Annotated in this window: 17 protein-coding genes; 9 read left to right on the forward strand and 8 right to left on the reverse strand. The window is 70.2% G+C overall.

Going from position 1 to position 18,429, the window contains the following annotated elements; genetic code table 11:
• Positions 1–20 precede the first annotated feature (20 nt).
• The 6 genes from DI272_RS26845 to DI272_RS26870 all read left to right on the forward strand — a co-directional run bounded on the left by DI272_RS26845 (position 21) and on the right by DI272_RS26870 (position 6,051).
• Positions 21–1,286, forward strand: a complete 1,266-nt coding sequence (locus DI272_RS26845) for a hypothetical protein (RefSeq protein WP_109497813.1) — start codon at positions 21–23, stop codon at positions 1,284–1,286.
• A gap of 66 nt (positions 1,287–1,352) precedes the next feature.
• The gene (locus DI272_RS26850; protein WP_109497814.1) at positions 1,353–1,985 is read left to right on the forward strand and encodes a TlpA disulfide reductase family protein; all 633 of its coding nucleotides are present in this window, start codon (positions 1,353–1,355) and stop codon (positions 1,983–1,985) included.
• 64 nt (positions 1,986–2,049) lie between these two features.
• The gene (locus tag DI272_RS26855) at positions 2,050–2,772 is read left to right on the forward strand and encodes a cytochrome c biogenesis CcdA family protein (protein WP_109501056.1); all 723 of its coding nucleotides are present in this window, start codon (positions 2,050–2,052) and stop codon (positions 2,770–2,772) included.
• Between the two features lie 3 nt (positions 2,773–2,775).
• The gene (locus DI272_RS26860) at positions 2,776–4,482 is read left to right on the forward strand and encodes a cytochrome c biogenesis protein ResB (protein ID WP_109497815.1); all 1,707 of its coding nucleotides are present in this window, start codon (positions 2,776–2,778) and stop codon (positions 4,480–4,482) included.
• Positions 4,479–5,576, forward strand: a complete 1,098-nt coding sequence (gene ccsB, locus DI272_RS26865) for a c-type cytochrome biogenesis protein CcsB (protein WP_109497816.1) — start codon at positions 4,479–4,481, stop codon at positions 5,574–5,576. Before DI272_RS26860 ends, ccsB begins: the two co-directional genes overlap by 4 nt.
• Before the next feature lie 73 nt (positions 5,577–5,649).
• On the forward strand, positions 5,650–6,051 hold the full coding sequence (locus DI272_RS26870) for an SRPBCC family protein (protein ID WP_109497817.1): 402 nt from the start codon (positions 5,650–5,652) through the stop codon (positions 6,049–6,051).
• On the opposite strand, the gene DI272_RS26875 is transcribed toward DI272_RS26870, so the two are convergent.
• Complete coding sequence (locus DI272_RS26875) at positions 6,038–7,015, reverse strand: isopenicillin N synthase family oxygenase (RefSeq protein WP_109497818.1); 978 nt, start codon at positions 7,013–7,015, stop codon at positions 6,038–6,040. The genes DI272_RS26870 and DI272_RS26875 overlap by 14 nt on opposite strands.
• A complete protein-coding gene (locus DI272_RS26880; protein ID WP_109497819.1) occupies positions 6,996–7,439 on the reverse strand; it encodes a nucleoside deaminase in 444 nt (147 codons plus the stop codon). The genes DI272_RS26875 and DI272_RS26880 overlap by 20 nt, the downstream gene beginning before the upstream one ends.
• 118 nt (positions 7,440–7,557) lie before the next feature.
• Between DI272_RS26880 and DI272_RS26885 the strand changes: the two genes are divergently transcribed.
• Positions 7,558–8,850, forward strand: a complete 1,293-nt coding sequence (locus tag DI272_RS26885) for a PucR family transcriptional regulator (RefSeq protein ID WP_109497820.1) — start codon at positions 7,558–7,560, stop codon at positions 8,848–8,850.
• A gap of 75 nt (positions 8,851–8,925) precedes the next feature.
• On the opposite strand, the gene argG is transcribed toward DI272_RS26885, so the two are convergent.
• Together argG and DI272_RS26895 are read right to left on the reverse strand one after the other, a co-directional pair.
• Positions 8,926–10,380 carry an argininosuccinate synthase gene (gene argG / locus DI272_RS26890; protein WP_109497821.1) on the reverse strand — a complete coding sequence of 485 codons (1,455 nt, stop codon included), beginning with the start codon at positions 10,378–10,380 and terminating at the stop codon, positions 8,926–8,928.
• 88 nt (positions 10,381–10,468) lie between these two features.
• A complete protein-coding gene (locus DI272_RS26895; protein WP_109497822.1) occupies positions 10,469–11,065 on the reverse strand; it encodes a TetR/AcrR family transcriptional regulator in 597 nt (198 codons plus the stop codon).
• Between the two features lie 87 nt (positions 11,066–11,152).
• Between DI272_RS26895 and DI272_RS26900 the strand changes: the two genes are divergently transcribed.
• Positions 11,153–11,866 (forward strand): hypothetical protein, encoded by a 714-nt coding sequence (locus DI272_RS26900; RefSeq protein ID WP_109497823.1) that lies wholly within the window; start codon positions 11,153–11,155, stop codon positions 11,864–11,866.
• Here DI272_RS26900 and DI272_RS26905 read toward each other — a convergent pair.
• The 4 genes from DI272_RS26905 to DI272_RS26920 form a co-directional block, all read right to left on the reverse strand.
• Positions 11,854–13,509 carry a bifunctional aspartate transaminase/aspartate 4-decarboxylase gene (locus tag DI272_RS26905; protein ID WP_109497824.1) on the reverse strand — a complete coding sequence of 552 codons (1,656 nt, stop codon included), beginning with the start codon at positions 13,507–13,509 and terminating at the stop codon, positions 11,854–11,856. The genes DI272_RS26900 and DI272_RS26905 overlap by 13 nt on opposite strands.
• 10 nt (positions 13,510–13,519) lie before the next feature.
• The gene (gene aspT / locus DI272_RS26910; RefSeq protein ID WP_109497825.1) at positions 13,520–15,223 is read right to left on the reverse strand and encodes an aspartate-alanine antiporter; all 1,704 of its coding nucleotides are present in this window, start codon (positions 15,221–15,223) and stop codon (positions 13,520–13,522) included.
• Positions 15,224–15,253: 30 nt separating this feature from the next.
• On the reverse strand, positions 15,254–16,933 hold the full coding sequence (gene aspT, locus DI272_RS26915) for an aspartate-alanine antiporter (RefSeq protein ID WP_109497826.1): 1,680 nt from the start codon (positions 16,931–16,933) through the stop codon (positions 15,254–15,256).
• Positions 16,934–17,015: 82 nt separating this feature from the next.
• Entirely contained in the window at positions 17,016–17,987 is a 972-nt protein-coding gene (locus DI272_RS26920; RefSeq protein ID WP_109497827.1) for a zinc-binding dehydrogenase, read from the reverse strand.
• 112 nt (positions 17,988–18,099) lie between these two features.
• Between DI272_RS26920 and DI272_RS26925 the strand changes: the two genes are divergently transcribed.
• Positions 18,100–18,423, forward strand: a complete 324-nt coding sequence (locus tag DI272_RS26925) for a helix-turn-helix transcriptional regulator (RefSeq protein ID WP_109501057.1) — start codon at positions 18,100–18,102, stop codon at positions 18,421–18,423.
• Positions 18,424–18,429: the final 6 nt, after the last annotated feature.

The following is an 18,429-nucleotide window of genomic DNA, read 5'->3' on the forward strand; positions in this document are numbered from 1 at the left end:
ACGTGACGAACGGGGATGCCATGCGCACTCTCAGCCGCAGGGGAGCCATCGGACTCGGCGTCGGGGGCGCCGCCGCCCTCGGGCTCGCGGGGTGCGGGACGCTCAACCCCTCAGACGGTCCGAGGCCGGCATCGGGTTCCGCCACCCCCGGCAACAAGCCCGGCAGCCAGGCCCACCGCGCCCGCCCCATCGGCGACGGCTCCACCTCGTACACCGGCAAGCAGCCCGGCCAGCCCGCGAAGCCCGAGCCGCTGGGGCCGGGGCAGACCCCGCCGCAGTTCGTCGTCTTCTCCTGGGACGGAGCCGGGGAGGTCGGCAACGGCCTCTTCCCGCGCTTCCTGGACCTCGCCAAGGAACACGGCGCGCACATGACCTTCTTCCTCTCGGGCCTCTACCTCCTGCCCGAGTCGAAGAAGCGGCTCTACGACCCGCCCAACAACCCCGTCGGCGCCTCCGACATCGGCTACCTCACCGACGAGCACGTCAAGGCCACCCTCACCAACGTCCACCGCGCCTGGCTCGAAGGGCACGAGATAGGTACCCACTTCAACGGCCACTTCTGCGGCGGCTACGGCAGCGTCGGCAACTGGACGCCGCAGCAGTGGCGCAGCGAGATCGACCAGGCGAAGTCCTTCGTGAAGGAGTGGCGCACCAACACCGGGTGGACCGACCTGCCGTCACTGCCCTTCGACTACGACAAGGAACTCGTCGGGGGCCGTACGCCCTGTCTCCTCGGCCAGGACAACCTGCTGCCCACCGCGAAGGAGCTCGGCTGGCGGTACGACGCCTCCTCGCCCGGCGGGCGCCAGGTGTGGCCGGAGAAGAAGGGCGGGCTGTGGGACCTGCCGCTCCAGCAGATCCCGTTCCCCGGGCGCAGCTTCGAGGTCCTCTCGATGGACTACAACATGCTCGCCAACCAGTCGGTCAACTCCACCAACGCGCCCAGCTACAACTACCCAGCCTGGCGCAAGCAGTCCGCCGACGCGTACATATCGGGCTTCAAGCGGGCATACGAGACGAACCGCGCCCCCTTCTTCATCGGCAACCACTTCGAGCACTGGAACGGCGGCATCTACATGGACGCCGTCGAGCAGGCCCTGAAGCACATCGCCGCGGAGAAGGAGAAGGGCGAGGATGTACGCCTCGTCTCCTTCCGGCAGTTCGTCGACTGGATGGACGTGCAGAAGCCCGAGGTGCTGGAGAAGCTGCGCGGGCTCGACGTGGGACAGACCCCTGCCGGGGGCTGGGCCTCCTACCTGAAGGAGACCTCGGGAAACGCCGCCTGATATGCGGGTTTCCGCCCGTGAGGGGGGTGCGCAAGATCCCCTGAACGGGCATGCGAAACTTTTCACATGAGTGCCGCCAGCAGCGCCCCCCAGCGCCCGAACCGCACCACACGCACCCGCCGCCGCGCCCTTCTTCTCACCGGAGCCGCCGCGGCCGCCGCGCTGACCCTGTCCGCGTGCAGCTCCGGCGGAGTGTCGGGGGGTGGCGGCGACACCAACTTCGTGACCGGCAACAACGGCGTCGACACCGTCGCAGAGGGCAAGCGGAGCGCGGCACCCGTGCTGTCCGGCGAGAGCATCGACGGCAAGAAGCTGTCCACCGCCGACTACAAGGGCAAGGTCCTCGTCGTCAACGTGTGGGGTTCCTGGTGCTCTCCGTGCCGGGCCGAGGCGAAGAACCTCGAAGCCGTCTACCAGGACGTCAAGGACCAGGGCGTCGAGTTCGTCGGCCTCAACACCCGGGACGCCAGCACCACCCTCGCGAAGTCCTTCGAGAAGGAGTTCGGGATCACCTACCCGAGCATCTACGACCCCACGGGCAAGCAGATGCTCCGGTTCAAGAAGGGCACGCTCAACCCCCAGCTGATCCCCTCCACGCTCGTCATCGACCGTGACGGCAAGATCGCGGCCCGCGCGCTCCAGGCCCTCAGCGAGGACACCCTCCGCGGCATGATCAAGCCCGTCCTCGCGGAGAAGTGACGTGAGCGCAGTCGTCACCGGAGCGACCACGCTCGCCGCAGGGGTGGGACAGAACGACACCGTCATGAGCGGCGCGCTGCTGCTCGCGCTGCCGATCGCCCTGCTCGGCGGGCTCGTCTCCTTCTTCTCACCTTGCGTCCTGCCGCTCGTCCCCGGCTACCTGTCCTACGTCACCGGCGTCAGCGGCACCGACCTCGCCGAGGCGCGGCGCGGACGGATGGCTGCCGGTGCCTCCCTGTTCGTTCTCGGCTTCACCGTCGTGTTCGTCTCCGGCGGAGCGCTGTTCGGCTACTTCGGACAGACCCTCCAGGAGGAACGGGACGTCCTGTCCAAGGTGCTCGGCGTCCTCATGATCCTCATGGGTGTCTTCTTCATGGGGATGATGCCCTGGCTCACCCAGCGCGAGTTCCGCTTCCACACCAGGCCCGCCACCGGACTCGCCGGTGCCCCCCTCCTCGGCGCCCTGTTCGGCATCGGCTGGACGCCCTGCATCGGACCCACGCTGTCCTCGGTGCAGACCCTCGCCATGCAGGACGGCAGCGCCCTGCGCGGCGCCATACTGACCGTCGCCTACTGCCTCGGCCTCGGTGTTCCCTTCGTGCTCGCTGCCGTAGCCTTCCGCAAGGCGCTCGGCGCCTTCGCCTGGGTCAAGCGGCACTACGTCTGGGTGATGCGCATCGGCGGCACCATGATGATCCTGACCGGCGTGCTGCTGCTGACCGGCGCGTGGGACAGCATCGTGCAGGACATGCAGGCCTGGTCCAACGGCTTCACTGTGGGGATCTGATCGATGAGCAAGACGACAACCGAGCCGACCCCGCCCGCCGGTGACGAGGACCTCGGCGCCGCCGGCTCCCAGCTGTCCACCGCGCCCGAGGACACCCTCAACGTGCCCTCCCTGGGCGTCATCGGCTGGGCCCGCTGGTTCTGGCGGCAGCTGACCTCGATGCGGGTCGCGCTGCTGCTGCTCCTGCTGCTGTCGCTCGGCGCGATCCCCGGCTCGCTGATCCCGCAGTCCGGGACCGACGAGACGAAGGTCGCCGACTTCCGCAAGAACAACCCCACCCTCGGCGACCTCTACGACAAGCTCGGCCTCTTCCACGTCTACAGCTCGGTGTGGTTCTCCGCGATCTACATCCTGCTGTTCGTCTCCCTCATCGGCTGCATCATCCCGCGCACCTGGCAGTTCGTCGGCCAGCTGCGCGGTCGCCCGCCGGGCGCCCCGAAGCGCCTGACCCGGCTGCCCGCCTACACCACCTGGCGCACCGAGACCGAGCCGGAGCAGGTCCGCGAGGCCGCCCTCGCCCTGCTGCGCAAGCGCCGCTTCCGCGCCCACCAGGTGGGCGACGCCGTCGCCGCCGAGAAGGGCTATCTGCGCGAGGTCGGCAACCTGGCCTTCCACATCGCCCTGATCGTGATGCTGATCGCCTTCGCCTGGGGCCAGCTGTTCAAGATGGAGGGCAACAAGCTGATCGTCGAGGGCGACGGGTTCTCCAACACCCTCACCCAGTACGACGACTTCAAGTCCGGCAGCCTCTTCACCCAGGACGACCTCGACCCGTTCAGCTTCACCCTGAACGACTTCCAGGGCACCTACGAGAAGACCGGCCCCAACCGCGGCACCGCACGCACCTTCCAGGCCGACGTCTCCTACAGCGTGGGCGCGTACGGCAAGGACAAGAAGACGATCGTCAAGGTCAACGAGCCACTGGAGATCGGCGACTCGAAGGTCTATCTGACCGCCCACGGCTACGCGCCCGTCATCACGGTCCGCGACGGCAAGGGCAAGGTGGTCTACCACGCCGCCGTGCCGCTGCTGCCGCTGGACAGCAACATCACCTCCTCCGGTGTCGTCAAGGTCATGGACGGCTACCGCGACGCCAAGGGCGCGCGGCAGCAGCTGGGCTTCGAGGCCTTCTTCCTGCCCACCTACACCCCCGGCAACGAGGTGTCCTCCACCTTCCCCGCGCTGGGCAACCCGGTGCTGAACCTGGCCGGCTACTACGGCGACCTCGGCGTCGACTCCGGTGTCCCGCAGAGCGTCTACCAGCTCGACAAGACGCACCTGAAGGAGTTCAAGGGTGCCAAGGGCCAGCAGCAGCGGGAGAACCTGCGGCCCGGCGAGACCATGAAGCTCCCGAACGGCGCCGGCTCGATCACCTACGAGTCCACCGAGGAGTGGGCCAACTTCCAGGTCACCCGCCAGCCCGGCAGCGGGTGGGCACTGGCCGGCGCCCTCGCCGCGATCTTCGGCCTCGCCGCCTCCTTGTTCATCCAGCGCCGCCGGGTGTGGGTGCGGGCGGTCAAGGGCGACGACGGCGTCACGGTCGTCGAGATGGCGGGACTCGGCCGCAGCGAGTCCGCGAAGGTGCCCGAAGAACTCGGAGCCCTCGCCGAAACCCTCTATGACCGGGCTCCCGGAGCACCCGAACCGCACGAAGACTCCACTGACACCCCCGACCCCCAAGTCGTCCCTGCCGAAAGGCCCGAGAAGTGACTCTCGCCGCCGCGACGGATCTGGCCGCCGCCACCAACGAACATCTCGCGAACCTCAGCAACACGCTGATCTACTCCGCGATGGCCGTCTACACGCTGGCCTTCTTCGCCTACATCGCCGAGTGGCTCTTCGGCAGCCGCAGCAAGGTCGGCCGCACGGCCGCCGCGCTCACCGCCCAGCCGGAGGCCACGAAGGCGCCGGCGGTCACGGTGAAGAAGGGCGGCTCCACCGCCGTACTGGAGCGGCCGAAGGTCGTCGTACGGACCGCCGCCGGTCAGCGGGACGTGCCGGACGGGCCCGGGGCGCACGGTGGGGACGAGCAGGGCGACCTCTACGGGCGTATCGCCGTCTCCCTCACGGTGCTCGCCTTCCTCATCGAGCTCGCCGGGGTCATCGCCCGCGCGGCCTCGGTGGAGCGGGCGCCCTGGGGCAACATGTACGAGTTCAACATCACCTTCTCCACGGTGGCCGTCGGGGTGTACCTCGGGCTGCTGGCGCTGAAGAAGAACGTGCGCTGGATGGGGCTGTTCCTCATCACCACGGTCCTCCTCGATCTCGGTCTCGCCGTCACTGTCTTGTACACCGCCAGCGACCAGTTGGTTCCCGCCCTCCACTCGTACTGGCTGTACATCCACGTCTCGACCGCGATCTTCTGCGGCGCGGTCTTCTACGTGGGCGCGATGGCCACGCTGCTGTACCTGTTCAAGGACTCGTACGAGAACAAGCTCGCGACCGGCGGCAAGCCGGGCAAGTTCGCCTCCTCCTTCCTGGAGCGGCTGCCCGCCTCGGCGTCCCTCGACAAGTTCTCCTACCGCGTCAACGCGGCGGTCTTCCCCCTGTGGACCTTCACGATCATCGCGGGCGCCATCTGGGCCGGTGACGCGTGGGGCCGCTACTGGGGCTGGGACCCCAAGGAGACCTGGTCCTTCATCACCTGGGTCGCCTACGCCTGCTACCTGCACGCCCGGGCCACGGCCGGCTGGAAGGGCCGCAAGGCCGCCTACCTGGCCCTGCTCGCCTTCGGCTGCTGGCTGTTCAACTACTACGGGGTGAACATCTTCGTCTCCGGCAAGCACTCGTACGCGGGCGTGTAGGACGCCGGCACCGAAGGCCGGCTGGCGGCCCTGACCATGTGCGTCCTCCCCGGCCGAGGGGCACGCTGGTGTCATGAGCGGATCCGTCGAGCAGGGCACCGGCCAGACCCACGGGAACACGCGCATGCTCCACTTCCTGGTGCGGCTCCCGAGGCCCATGGAAGAGGTGTGGCCGGCGCTCGCCACGGCCGAGGGGCTCGCCGCCTGGTGCACCGCCGTAGAGGTCCTCGAACCCCGGCTCGGTGGCGCCGTCACCCTGGGTGGGCTGGGGGCCGGGCAGGTCACCGCGTGGGACGTGGACCGGGTCGCCGAGTACACGGTGCAGGACGGCGGGCGGATCAGGTTCCATCTGGAGCGGGACGGGGACGACGGCAGCGCGCTGCGGTTCACGCACGAGTTCCAGGGGGATGCCGCGAGCGAGCCGCTCTGGCGGGGACGCTTCGAGCGGCTCGTCGACGTCCTCAGCCGACCGTGATCGAGTCCAGCTGGGCCCGCAGATACACATGCGAGTCCACCGGCTCGTACGCCACCCGCCCGATCGGCGCCGGCACCGACTCCACCCGCGTCCCCGGCGTGCACTCGCCGAAGTAGACCAGGGACATCAGCTCCTCGGCGGGCGCGTCGGCGGGCGGCGGGAGGACGCGGTGGCGGCCCGAGCGCCAGCGGTCGCCCGTCCAACGGGCCATCAGATCACCGATGTTGATGGTGAAGGCGTCCGGGTCGAAGGGCGCGTCCTCCCAGCCACCGGCGTCCGTCCACACCTGCAACCCGCCCTTCCCCGCCTGCCGGTCGAGGATCGTCACCGTGCCGAAGTCGGTGTGCGGGCCGATCCGGAACTGCCCGGGCTCCGGCTCACCGATGACCTCGGTCCCCGGGTACCAGTTGATGTTGAAGCCGTACGTCGGGTGGTCCATGTGGCGGGAGAAGAAGTCGGGCTCCAGGCCGAGGGCCTCACCGAGCAGCGAGAGCAGGTCCTTCTCCAGCTCGGCCATCTTCCCCAGGTATTCCTCGCACAGTGTCCGCAGCTCCGGCACCTCCTCGGGCCACACGTTCGGCGCGTACCACTCCGCGTTGACCACCGGGTCCTCGAAGGGCTCGTGGGTCGCGAAGGTGAGGGACTCCTTCAGGTCCGGCGGGGTCTCGGTGCCCTCCGAGTAGCCGTTGGCCTCCGCGCCCGGGCCGAGCCAGCCGCGCCCGCCCACCTTCACCTCGTACGCCTGCTTGACGTCGACCGGAAGCCGGAAGAAGGACCGTGCCGCCTCGCGGATGCGGGTGCGCAGGGCGGGGTCCACGCCGTGTCCGGTGACCAGCAGGAACCCGGCGGTCTGCAGGGCCTCGTCGACGGTCCGGGCGATGGCGGCCCGGGTCTCGGGGTCGCCGTCCACCCAGGGCTTCAGGTCGACGGTCGGGATACGGGGCTCACTCACCGATGTCCTCATTCCACAGAGCCGGGTTCTTCTCGATGAAGTCGCGCATCATCGCGACGCACTCGGGATCGTCGAGGAGCACGATCTCCACGCCGTGCTCCGCCAGCCAGTCGTGCCCGCCGTGGAAGGTGGCCGCCTCGCCGACCACCACCCGCGCGATGCCGAACTGGCGGACCAGACCGGAGCAGTACCAGCAGGGGGAGAGAGTCGTGACCATCGTCGTGCCCCGGTACGTGCGCTGCCGGCCCGCCGCGCGGAACGCCGCCGTCTCCGCGTGCATCGAGGGGTCGTCGTCCTGGACGCGCCGGTTGTGGCCGCGGCCGAGGAGGGTGCCGTCGGCGCCGTAGAGCGCGGCGCCGATCGGGATGCCGCCCTCGGCGAGGCCGGCGCGGGCCTCGGACACGGCTGTCGCCAGCCACGTGCGGAAAAGATCCATGCCCTCACTCTGCTGCGGCGGAAACACGAGGGCAACGTGCGGAAAGTACTCTCCGGGCAGCCCGCGGCCGGACGAACTGTCGGGCGGCCCACAGCCGGACCACTGCCGGGAGGCGCGCATGCCCGCACTCACCCTCCGCGAGATCCTGGCCCTCGACCCCGTCCGTGCCGCCGGGCCCGAGCTGCTCGCGGGAGCCGAGGCACTGGACCGGCCCGTGCGCTGGGTCCACTCCAGCGAGGTCTACGAGGGCGCCAACTTCCTCGACGGCGGCGAGCTGCTCCTCACCAACGGGTTCGGGCTCGCCCAGTCCGGCGACGAGGAGGCGCGCCGGCGGTACGTCCGGGAGCTGGCCGCCCGGGACGCGGCCGGCCTCGCGGTGGAGGTCGGGCGGTCGCTGCCGGCCATGCCCGCCGAGGTGACCGACGAGGCCCGCAGGCTCGGCCTGCCGCTGCTGGCGCTGCGCCGGGTCGTGCCCTTCGTGCGGATCACCGAGGCCGCCAACCGGGCGATCGTGACCCGGGGCCTGTCGGGGCGCACCGTCGTACGGCCGTGGGGCGGCGACCACACCGCCGCGCTGCTCGCCGACCTCGCCGACCGGGCGGCGCTGAACCAGCCCGAGGTGGAGGCGCGGGCGGCGCTCGCGGGCTTCCACCCCGGCCCCGGGGCGCGGCTGCTCGGGGTGTCCGTGCACGGCGTACGGGAGCCGGGGGTGGTGGACCGGGCGGTACGGCAGCTGGGCGGGGCGGGGGTGGTGCGCGCGGTGTTCCCGGGGGACCTGCTGGCGCTGCTCGCTCTGCCCGGAACCCGGTCCGGCGACCCGGTGCGGGCCGTGCAGGACGCCTTCCGCGCCGCCGCCGAACCGGGGGCCACCGTTGCCGTCGGGCACGCGGTCGCCGCCGGGAGCGGCTGGCTGCGCTGGAGCGACACGCTGCGGGCGGCCCGTACGACGCTGGAGCTGGCCCTGACCGTGCCGGCCGCCGAACCGTCCGCTCCCGACGGTCCGTTGGTGACCTCCTCGCGGGCCCTCGCCCTGGAGCGGGAGCTGACGCGGGGCGGCGTGGACGCCAACCGGGAACGCCTCGCCGGGATGGTCCAGCACGCCCTGGGCCCGTTGCTGGAGTGGGAGGCGGTCCATGCGAGCGACCTGGTGCGGACGCTGGAGGTCCATCTGCGCAACGGCTGCTCGCCCACTCGCACCGCCGCCCTGCTGCACATCGGCCGCCAGTCCCTCTACCAGCGCCTGGAGCGGATCGAGTCCCTGCTGGGGCTGGAGATCGGCGACCCGGATCTGCTGGGGGAGCTGCTGGCCGCCGCCTGTGCGCATCGGGTGGTCCAGGGCAAGGCGGGGGAGCGGCCGGTGGCCGTGGTTCAGCGCAGGGTGACGGCGCTGGGGCCGTTGAAGGGAGCGTAAGCCCACGGGGTGTCCGGACGCCCGAAGGCCGGCCCCGGTGACCGGGGCCGGCCTTCGACACGCTCTGTACGGCGGTCAGTCCGTGCCGGACTCCATCGCCGCGCGGTCCAGCAGGGCCTCGTCCTCGGAGACCTCGCCGCGGGAGGCGATCGCCTCGGCGCCGCCCTCGGGCAGCTCCGGCATGGTGCCGATCAGGCCCGTCGCGGCGGCCTGGGAGGCGCCGATGGTGGGGCTGCCGGTGCCGATCAGGCCGAGGCCGACGTACTGCTCCAGCTTGGCGCGGGAGTCGGCGATGTCGAGGTTGCGCATGGTCAGCTGGCCGATGCGGTCGACGGGGCCGAAGGCCGAGTCCTCGGTGCGCTCCATGGAGAGCTTGTCCGGGTGGTACGAGAACGCCGGGCCGGTCGTGTCGAGGATCGAGTAGTCCTCGCCGCGGCGCAGCCGCAGGGTGACCTCGCCGGTGATCGCCGCGCCGACCCAGCGCTGGAGCGACTCGCGGATCATCAGCGCCTGCGGGTCCAGCCAGCGGCCCTCGTACATCAGGCGGCCGAGGCGGCGGCCCTCGATGTGGTACTGGGCGAGGGTGTCCTCGTTGTGGACGGCGTTGACCAGGCGCTCGTACGCGGCGTGGAGGAGGGCCATGCCGGGCGCCTCGTAGATGCCGCGGCTCTTGGCCTCGATGATCCGGTTCTCGATCTGGTCGGACATGCCCAGGCCGTGCCGGCCGCCGATGGCGTTGGCCTCCATGACGAGGTCGACCGCGGTGGCGAACTCCTTGCCGTTGATCGTGACCGGGCGGCCCTGCTCGAAGCCGATGGTCACGTCCTCGGTGGCGATCTCGACCGACGGGTCCCAGAACTTGACGCCCATGATGGGGTCGACGGTCTCCAGACCGGTGTTCAGGTGCTCCAGGGTCTTCGCCTCGTGCGTGGCGCCCCAGATGTTGGCGTCGGTGGAGTACGCCTTTTCGGTCGAGTCCCGGTAGGGCAGGCCGTGGGCGACCAGCCACTCGGACATCTCCTTGCGGCCGCCGAGCTCCGTCACGAAGTCCGCGTCCAGCCAGGGCTTGTAGATCCTGAGGTGCGGGTTGGCGAGCAGGCCGTAGCGGTAGAACCGCTCGATGTCGTTGCCCTTGAAGGTCGAGCCGTCGCCCCAGATCTGGACGTCGTCCTCCAGCATCGCCCGGACCAGCAGCGTGCCGGTGACGGCACGGCCGAGCGGGGTGGTGTTGAAGTACGCCCGCCCGCCGGAGCGGATGTGGAACGCGCCGCACGTCAGCGCGGCCAGGCCCTCCTCGACCAGCGCGGCGCGGCAGTCGACCAGGCGCGCGACCTCGGCGCCGTACGCCTTGGCGCGGCCGGGCACCGAGGCGATGTCGGGCTCGTCGTACTGGCCGATGTCGGCGGTGTAGGTGCAGGGGACGCTGCCCTTGTCGCGCATCCACGCGACCGCGACGGAGGTGTCGAGGCCGCCCGAGAAGGCGATGCCGACGCGCTCGCCGACGGGGAGGGAGGTGAGGACCTTGGACATAGGAAGATTATGCATGGAGATGCATGGTCATGCAAACCTTCGAATAGATTTCCCGGAGGTGGCGCCCGTCACGCTCCAGTCGCCGGCGTCACTCTCCGGCCACCGACCTCCAGATACGTTCCGGCAAGATCCGCGCCGCCTCGTCCAGATCCACGTCGTCGAAGCCGGACAGCCAGCGCCGGGCCACCGCCACCACCGGCCCCAGCACCAGCGACTCGATCACCGGCACCGGCAGCGGGGCCAGCTCCCCCGACGCCACCCGCGGCTCGATCCACAGCGCGAAGGGCGACAGCCGCGCCTCCTGGGCGTCGCGCAGCTCCTTGCCGTGCGCCATGCCGCGCCGGTCGGCGAGCGGGGAGTGCAGCAGCAGGGCCGCGTCGTGGTGCTCCCGGACGAACGCCAGATACGACCGCACGAGCGCCCGGACACCCGAGCGGGCGGTACGGGTCTGCTGCAACGCCGTCGCCAGCTCGCCCAGCAGCCGGCCCAGCCAGCGGTGCATCAGTGCGTCGGTCAGCCCGTTGAGGCTGCCGAAGTGGTGGTAGAGGCTGCCGAGGCTGACGCCACTGGTCCTGGTGATCGCGGTGACGGTCAGGCCCTGCTCGCCCGACTCCGCGTACACGCGCAGCGCGGCGTCCAGGAGCAGCTCGACGGTGGCCTCGCCGCGTTGTTGCTTGGGGCTCATCGCGGCCAGAGTAGAACAAGCGTCTTTCTGAAGTGAATTTCTAGAAAAGATCTCCAATTCCGCCGCGCGGTCGTCCACACTCGTCCTGTGTCGCAACAGGAGATCTCCATATCGCTGACGCCGCAGCAGGCCGCTGCCGGCGCCGTCGTCACCGTGCCGCTGCCCACGGGTGCCGTCCGGGTCCGCATCCCGCCCGCGCGGGACGGCGACCTCGTACGGCTGTGGGTCGGCGAGCAGCAGGTGCTGCTGCGCGTCCGGGTCACCGCGGGCGCGTCGGGCGGCAGCGGCGGGGCGAAGTGGACAGGGGTTCTCGCGGTCGCGGCGCTGGTGGTGTTCGTGGCTGTCGTCGCCAACGGGGGAGGCGACGACAGCGCGGACGACGCCTCGCCGTACAGCTCGTACAGCGGGTACAGCTCGCCGTCGTACTCGTACTCGGGCACCTACGAGCCGTACACCGAGGACCCGTACTCGGAAGACCCCTACGACTACGGCACCGAGGACCCGTATGCCGAGGAGACGGAGGCCGAGACCCCCGACCCCTACACCTCCGGCACCTGTCTCAACGGCACGCTCCCCGACTCCACCACCGCGCAGGAGGTCGACGACGTCGAGGAGGTCGACTGCTCGGCGTCGGACGCGCACTACCAGGTGATCCAGACGATCCCCTTCAGTTCCGACATGAGCCGGTGCAACGCCAACCCGCGCACGGAGTACGCCTTCTCGTACCGCTACACCCTCAACGGCGCGGCGATCAACGAGTACGTGTACTGCCTGGTCGGCCTCGGCTCCTACGCGCGCTGAGCCGCCTGCCACTCGGCCGCGTAGTCGTCGAAGATCCGCCGGAGATGGTGGCCGATCTTGAGGTAGTCGAGGTCGTCGAGGTTGGCGAGGGAGACCCGGACCGACCACTCGGGGCCGTCGAAGCCGCCGCCGTTGAGCAGCACCACATGGGTCTGCTCGGCGAGGCGGAACAGCGGGTCGACCGGCTCGTAGTTCTTCCGGAGGTAGGTCGCGAAGTCCTGCCCGTGGACGCGTTCGGCCTCGGCGAGCAGGTCGAGCTCGACGTAGTAGCCGGCCCGCTGCGGGTCGTCGGCGATCTTCATCTGCGCGCCCTCCAGCAGCAGGTCGAGGCGCTGCTGGACGATCGCGCGGACCTTGTGCTTGTACGCCTGCCCCTCGTCCAGCAGGTCGAAGAGGGCGAAGAGCACCATCATGACCTGCTGGGGCAGGGAGAGACCGGCGGTGTGGTTCAGGGCGACCTGGCGGGAGTCGGCCACCAGCCGGTCGATGAACCTGATCTTCTCGGGCTCCAGGGTCAGCGTGCCGTAGCGCTTGCTCAGCCGGTCCTTCTCCGGCTGCGGCAGCGCGGCGATCATCTCGTCGATGACGTTGTCGTCGTGCAGTCCGATGACGCCGAGCCGCCAGCCGGTGGCGCCGTAGTGCTTGGAGAAGGAGTACACGAGGAGCGTGTTGCGGGGGAGTTCGGCGGCGATGGAGCGGAAGTTCTCGACGAAGGTGCCGTACACGTCGTCCGTCACGATCAGCAGGTTCGGGTTCTCCGTCGCGACGATGTCCTTGATCTGCTGCGTGACGCGTTCGCTGAGTGCCAGGGACGGCGGGTTGGACGGGTTGACCAGGCAGACCAGCTTGACCGAGGGGTCCGCCAGCTTGGCGACCTCCTCCGCCGGATAGCGCCACTCGCGGACCCCGACCTCGGTGAAGAGGCCGGCGTTGACGTGGACGACGTCGAACTCGTACGTGTCGAGTTCGGGGATCTCGATGTACGGCGTGAAGACGGGGACCATCAGCGCGATGCGGTCGCCCTTCTTCAACAGCCCGTTCTTCATCAGGGAGTCGAAGACGTAGCACATGGCCGCCGTGCCGCCCTCGGTGGCGAACAGGCTGAGCGGGTTGTCCGCCGGGGGCCGCTTGTCGTACATCTCGTCGGCGACGTAGGCGCGGACGACCTGCTCCGCGTGCGTCAGCATGCGGTCCGGCACCGGGTAGTTGTCGCCGGTGATGGAGTCGGTCAGCTCGTGGACGAAGGCGTCCTTGTCGAAGCCGAAGCGCTCCAGGGCGTACGCCACGCACTTCTCCAGCAGCTGGATGCCGGGCAGGTCCGGGTGCCGGCGCACGAAGAGGTCGAAGCGGTCGCCGGCGCCCTGGCGTTCGGGCATGCCGCCGAGGTTGTCGGCCGTCCACACGCGTCTCGACTCCGCGAGGGCGAAGTAGCCGAGCGCGTAGAACGCCTCGCGGGGGCCGGTCGCCACCCAGTTGGGGTTGCCGCGGCCCGCGTTGAGCATCTGGACGGACGACTTGTCCTTCTGGCCGGGCTTGTCCTCCTGCACGGCTTTGGCCAGCTGGATGAACCTGTCCTTGAGCTCGAAGGGGGACAGCTGGGCGAGGGACCGGATCTCCTCGCGGGAGAAGGTCGTCTTGGGCATGGCCGGGCTCCTAATGGTGGATGAGGACGATGACGGCGCCCCAGATGGTCAGGAGCACGTTTCCGACGGCGTACGGAATGGTGTAACCGAGCGTCGGGATCTGGGACTTGGAGGACTCGTTGATCGCCCCGATCGCGGCCGTGGTGGTCTGGCCGCCGGCCAGGACGCCCATCAGGATCGGGAAGCGGATCTTCTGGAGGTGATGGCCGACCAGGAAGCCGACGATCAGCGGTACGACGGTGGCGACCGCCCCCCACAGCAGCAGGCCCCAGCCCGCCTGGGAGAGACCGGAGGTGAAGCCGGGCCCCGCGTTGATGCCGACGACGGCCACGAACAGGCACAGCCCGAGCGTGTCCATGAACCACTGGGCGCCGGGCGGGACATTGCCGTACGTCGGGTACTTGCCGCGGATCCAGCCGAAGACGAGGCCCATGATCAGGGCGCCGCCGGAGGTGGACAGGCTGATCGGGACGCCCGAGACGGTCAGCGCCGGGATGCCGATGCAGCCGCCGAGGAAGATGCCGACGCCCACCCAGGTCATGTCGGTGGCGAAGCTGGTCGGGACCGGTTTGCCGATCTCGTGGGCCGCCGGGTCGACCAGGCGCTTGGGGCCGGAGAGGAGGAGCGTGTCGCCGCGTTCCACCTTCGTGGACAGCCGGTAGGGGAACTCCGAGCCGGAGCGGTACAGCTTGTCGATGTACACCCCGACCATGAACGGCTCGCGCCGCAGCTCCCCGATCGTCTTGCCCAGGTGGGCCTTCTCGGAGACGACGACGTGCATGGACTCCGTCTGGTAGCCGAGGAGTTCGACGTCGTCGGCCTCGGCCCCGATGTGGGTGCGTGCGTCGAAGTCGACGAGGTCGTGCCGCAGCGCCGACACGGCGACCACGTCGCCCTCGCGCAGGCTGGTCCGCTGGTCGTGGTCGAGGATCGTGCCGGCGCGGCGGACCTGGGTGAGGTAGACGCGGCGGCCCAGTTCCTTCTGCTGGTTCTCGAAGTCGTCGATGGTCCGGCCGACCAGGTCGGGCCGCTGCACGGTGTAGGCGCGCAGCACGACCTCGTAGTAGCCCTCGCCCAGGTCGGGGTTCTCGTCCGGCGCGTCCAGCTCCTTGGCGAGGGCGGCGCTCTCGGCGGCCAGGTCCCTGCGGTAGAGCCGGGGCAGCAGGCCGGCCAGCAGCAGCGCGCACAGGATGGTGCCGAGCGGGTACGTCACCGCGTACGCGATCGGCACCAGGTTCTCCTCGGTCTTCAGCTGGGCCGAGGTGTAGCCGGGCAGCGAGCCGATGGCGTCCTGGGCGACACCGATGACGGCGGACTGGGTGAGCGCCCCGCCGAGCAGCCCGGCGGACAGGCCGGGGCCGTAGCCGAGCATGGCGGCGAAGCCCCAGCACACCAGCAGGCCCGTCACGCACACCACGATCGCGTTGACGACCTGCGGCAGGCCGTCCTTCTTCAGTCCGCGGAAGAACTGCGGGCCGACCCGGTAGCCGAGGGCGAACAGGAACATGATGAAGAACAGGCTCTTCACCGTGTCGTCGATCTCGACCTCGAACTGCGCCCCGAGGAACAGCCCCACCACCAGGCAGCCGGTGACGGCGCCCAGCGCGATCGCCCGGTAGCGGATCTTCCCGACCAGGAAGCCGATGGCGACGGTGATGAAGACCAGGAGCTCGGGATGTGGGTGGAAGATGTTCCGGTTGAGGAAGTCGATCACGGGTGAATCCCCTCGTGGAGACGTCAGGCGTCAGGCGCCGAGGATGCCGACGAGGATCGGCCCGGTCAGCGGCAGCAGGAAGTTGGAGAGGGTGTACGTGATCGTGTAGCCGAGCAGCGGCACGGTGGACTGGGCGACCTGGCTGATCGCGGTGATGGCCGGGGTCGAGCACTGCTGCCCGGCGATCGCACCGATCAGCAGCGGCTTCTCGATCTTCAGCAGCTTCAGGCCGACGACCAGCGAGATCGTCGCCGGGATCAGCACCATGGCGATGCCGGCGAACGGCAGCAGGGCGCCGTACTCCTTCAGCAGCGGCCACGCCTGCGGGCCGGAGGTCAGGCCGGTGCAGGCGATGAAGACGGCCAGGCCCATGTCCTTCAGGGTGCTCGCGGCCTGGGTGGGGAAGGCGCCGAAGGTCTGCCGCAGCGAGCGGAACCAGCCGAAGAGCAGCCCGGAGATCAGACAGCCGCCGCCGGTCCCGAGGGACAGCGGCACGTCCCCGGCGTGCACGATGATCTGGCCGAGCAGCGAACCGGCGACGATGCCGGCGCCGATGTAGATGAAGTCGGCGGCGTCGTTCTTCACCACCGCGCCGATCTTCTTCACCAGCCGGTCCAGGCCCGACCGGGCGCCGACCAGGGTGAGCACGTCGCCGCGTTGCAGGACGGTCTCGCCGGACGCCGGCATGTGCTGCTCGTTGCGGACCACCTCGGTGACGTACACCCCGGAGGCGGTGAACTCGGGGTGCTCCGCGCGCATCTCGTCCAGGGTCAGCCCGGCCGTGGCCTTCTCGGTGACCGCGACCTGCTTGGTGGCCAGCGGGCTCTCCACGCCCGGGATGCCCGGGGTCTCGGGCCCGATGTGCCGGCCCGCGTCGATCACCTCGGCGCGCCGGCCGACGACGAGGACCAGGTCGGACAGCGTCAGCTCCAGCTCGGGCGCGACGGTGAGCGCCCGGCTGCCCCGCTTGACCGCCTCGACGGTGACGAGTCCGCCGTCGAGGGACTCCAGCTCGCCCACCCGCAGGCCGTCGGCCAGGGTCACCAGGTAGGTGCGGCCGACCATGCCGGGCAGTCCGGGCAGCTCGTCGTTCTCCAGCGCGCCCTTGCCGCCGCGCATCGTCTGCCACAGCTCGCGGGACGCGTCGCGCAGGTTGATGCGCAGCAGCATCGGCATGATCTGGCTGCTGTAGAGGACGATCGTGATCAGGCCGAAGAGGTAGCAGACCGTGTAGGCGGTGGCCACGTTCCCCTGGTACTCGGCGATCTGCGCCGCCGTCAGCCCGCCGAGCTTGCCGATCGCCTCGGTCGCCGTGCCGACCACCGCGGACTCGGTGGCGGCGCCCGCGAGGATGCCGGAGGCGGTGCCGACGTCGAGATCGAAGGCCTTCGCCAGCCCGTACGCGATCGAGATGACGCACACCAGCTCGATCAGGCACAGCACGCCGAACCGGAGGCCCTTGCGGTTGAGGTTGGCGAAGAACTGCGGCCCGGCCATGTAGCCGAGGGAGAAGATGAACAGCGCGAAGAACACCGTCTTCACGTCGTCGCCGACTTCCGCCTTCGTCCAGGCCCCCAGCAGCAGCGCGACGATCAGCGTCCCCGCGATCCCGCCCAGCGTGATGGGTCCGACCCGTAGCTTCCCGACCAGGTATCCCGCGGCCAGGCACAGGAACAGCGCCAGCTCCGGGTGGTCCTTGATGACGCCCATGCCCCTGATCCTTCGGGGCGCCGCCGCAGGTCACCACCCGCGAGGGCTGTTCAGGTGAGGCGCCGCGGCAGGCTCGTACCGCTCAGCCGCCGACCGTCAGCAGCAGCTTGCCCGTGCTCCTCCGCGTCCCCATCAGCCGGTGCGCCTCCGCCGCCGCCGTCAGGTCGAACTCGGCGGTGACGGGCAGGGTGACCGTCCCGTCGGCGACCTTCGCGAACGCCCGCTCGGCCAGCGCCCGCAGCTCGTCCGGGGCGGTCCGGGCGAGGGTGAGGATGGAGAAGCCGCCGACCGTGATGCCGTACGGGTACAGCTCGGGCTGGCCCACGCTCCACGCCTCCGCCCCGCTCGCGTTGCCGAAGGAGACCAGGCGTCCGAAGACGGCGAGCGAGGCGAGGCCGGCGCGCAGGGTGTCGCCGCCGACCGGGTCCAGGACGAGGTCGACACCGCGGCCGTCCGTCGCCGCCCGCACCGGCTTCTCGAAGTCGCCGACGAAGACCTCGTCGTATCCGTGCTCCCGTGCGTGAGCGGCCTTCGCGGTGCTCGACACCACGCCGTACACCGTGCCGCCGGCGGCCTTCGCCAACTGGCCGACCACCGTGCCGACACCGCCCGCCGCGCCCTGCACGAGCACGCTCTCGCCGGGCTGGAGCCGGCCCACGGAGTGGACCAGGGCGTACGCCGTCGGCAGCACGGTGGGCAGGGTCGCGGCGGTGCGCAGGTCGACGCCGGCCGGGACCGGGAAGACGGTCGCCACGTCGGCGACGGCCACGTCCGCGTAGGCGCCGCCCTCGGTCAGGGCGGTGACCTCCTGGCCCACGGTCAGGCCGGTGACGCCCTCGCCCAGTGCCCGGACCCGCCCGGAGACCTCCAGGCCGGGCACGAAGGGCAGCCGCGGCACCCGGTAGCCGGAGTCCCGTGCCTTGAGGTCGGCGAAGTTGATCCCGGCGTACGCCACGTCGACGCTCACCTGCCCGGGGCCGGGCTCGGGGACCTCCGCCTCGACGGCCTTGAGGACCTCGGGACCGCCGTACTCCTGGAACTCGATCGCGCGCATGCCGCACACCCCGTTCTGGACCGCTCAGACTGTTCAATGAGAAGCGAACACTCATGACTGTATGGTTTTCATCGAACACTCTGCAAGGGGATACGGAAGGCGGATGGGCGTCATGGCAGGAACCAGTCATCGGGCCGCCCCCGAGCACACCCACCCGGACGACGTCCCGGTCCTGACCGCGCTCGCCGCGCTCGCCGATCCCGTACGGGCGCAACTGGTGCGGGAGTTGGCCGCCTCCGAGGACTGGTCGCGCAGTTGCGGCACCTTCGACGTGCCCGTCGGCAAGGCGGCCAAGAGCCACCACTTCGCGGTCCTGCGCGCGGCCGGGCTCGTCGAGCAGCGCGACGAGGGGCCCAGGCGGGTCAACCGGCTGCGGCGGGAGGAGTTCGACGCCCGGTTCCCGGGGCTGCTGGAGCTGGTGCTGCGGGGCGACTGAGTGAAC

The sequence above is a fragment of the Streptomyces sp. Act143 genome, assembly GCF_003143935.1.
Taxonomy (GTDB): domain Bacteria; phylum Actinomycetota; class Actinomycetes; order Streptomycetales; family Streptomycetaceae; genus Streptomyces.

Bases quoted from the DNA above. Each gene is read 5' to 3' on its own strand.
- DI272_RS26845 (WP_109497813.1), top strand. From the start codon at position 21: ATGCGCACTCTCAGCCGCAGGGGAGCCATCGGACTCGGCGTCGGGGGC.
- DI272_RS26855 (WP_109501056.1), top strand. From the start codon at position 2,050: ATGAGCGGCGCGCTGCTGCTCGCGCTGCCGATCGCCCTGCTCGGCGGG.
- aspT (WP_109497826.1), bottom strand. From the start codon at position 16,933: ATGGGCGTCATCAAGGACCACCCGGAGCTGGCGCTGTTCCTGTGCCTG.
- DI272_RS26885 (WP_109497820.1), top strand. From the start codon at position 7,558: ATGCCCGCACTCACCCTCCGCGAGATCCTGGCCCTCGACCCCGTCCGT.
- DI272_RS26920 (WP_109497827.1), bottom strand. From the start codon at position 17,987: ATGCGCGCGATCGAGTTCCAGGAGTACGGCGGTCCCGAGGTCCTCAAG.
- DI272_RS26875 (WP_109497818.1), bottom strand. From the start codon at position 7,015: ATGAGGACATCGGTGAGTGAGCCCCGTATCCCGACCGTCGACCTGAAG.
- DI272_RS26870 (WP_109497817.1), top strand. From the start codon at position 5,650: ATGAGCGGATCCGTCGAGCAGGGCACCGGCCAGACCCACGGGAACACG.
- DI272_RS26880 (WP_109497819.1), bottom strand. From the start codon at position 7,439: ATGGATCTTTTCCGCACGTGGCTGGCGACAGCCGTGTCCGAGGCCCGC.
- DI272_RS26895 (WP_109497822.1), bottom strand. From the start codon at position 11,065: ATGAGCCCCAAGCAACAACGCGGCGAGGCCACCGTCGAGCTGCTCCTG.
- DI272_RS26925 (WP_109501057.1), top strand. From the start codon at position 18,100: ATGGCAGGAACCAGTCATCGGGCCGCCCCCGAGCACACCCACCCGGAC.
- DI272_RS26850 (WP_109497814.1), top strand. From the start codon at position 1,353: ATGAGTGCCGCCAGCAGCGCCCCCCAGCGCCCGAACCGCACCACACGC.
- argG (WP_109497821.1), bottom strand. From the start codon at position 10,380: ATGTCCAAGGTCCTCACCTCCCTCCCCGTCGGCGAGCGCGTCGGCATC.
- DI272_RS26860 (WP_109497815.1), top strand. From the start codon at position 2,776: ATGAGCAAGACGACAACCGAGCCGACCCCGCCCGCCGGTGACGAGGAC.
- DI272_RS26905 (WP_109497824.1), bottom strand. From the start codon at position 13,509: ATGCCCAAGACGACCTTCTCCCGCGAGGAGATCCGGTCCCTCGCCCAG.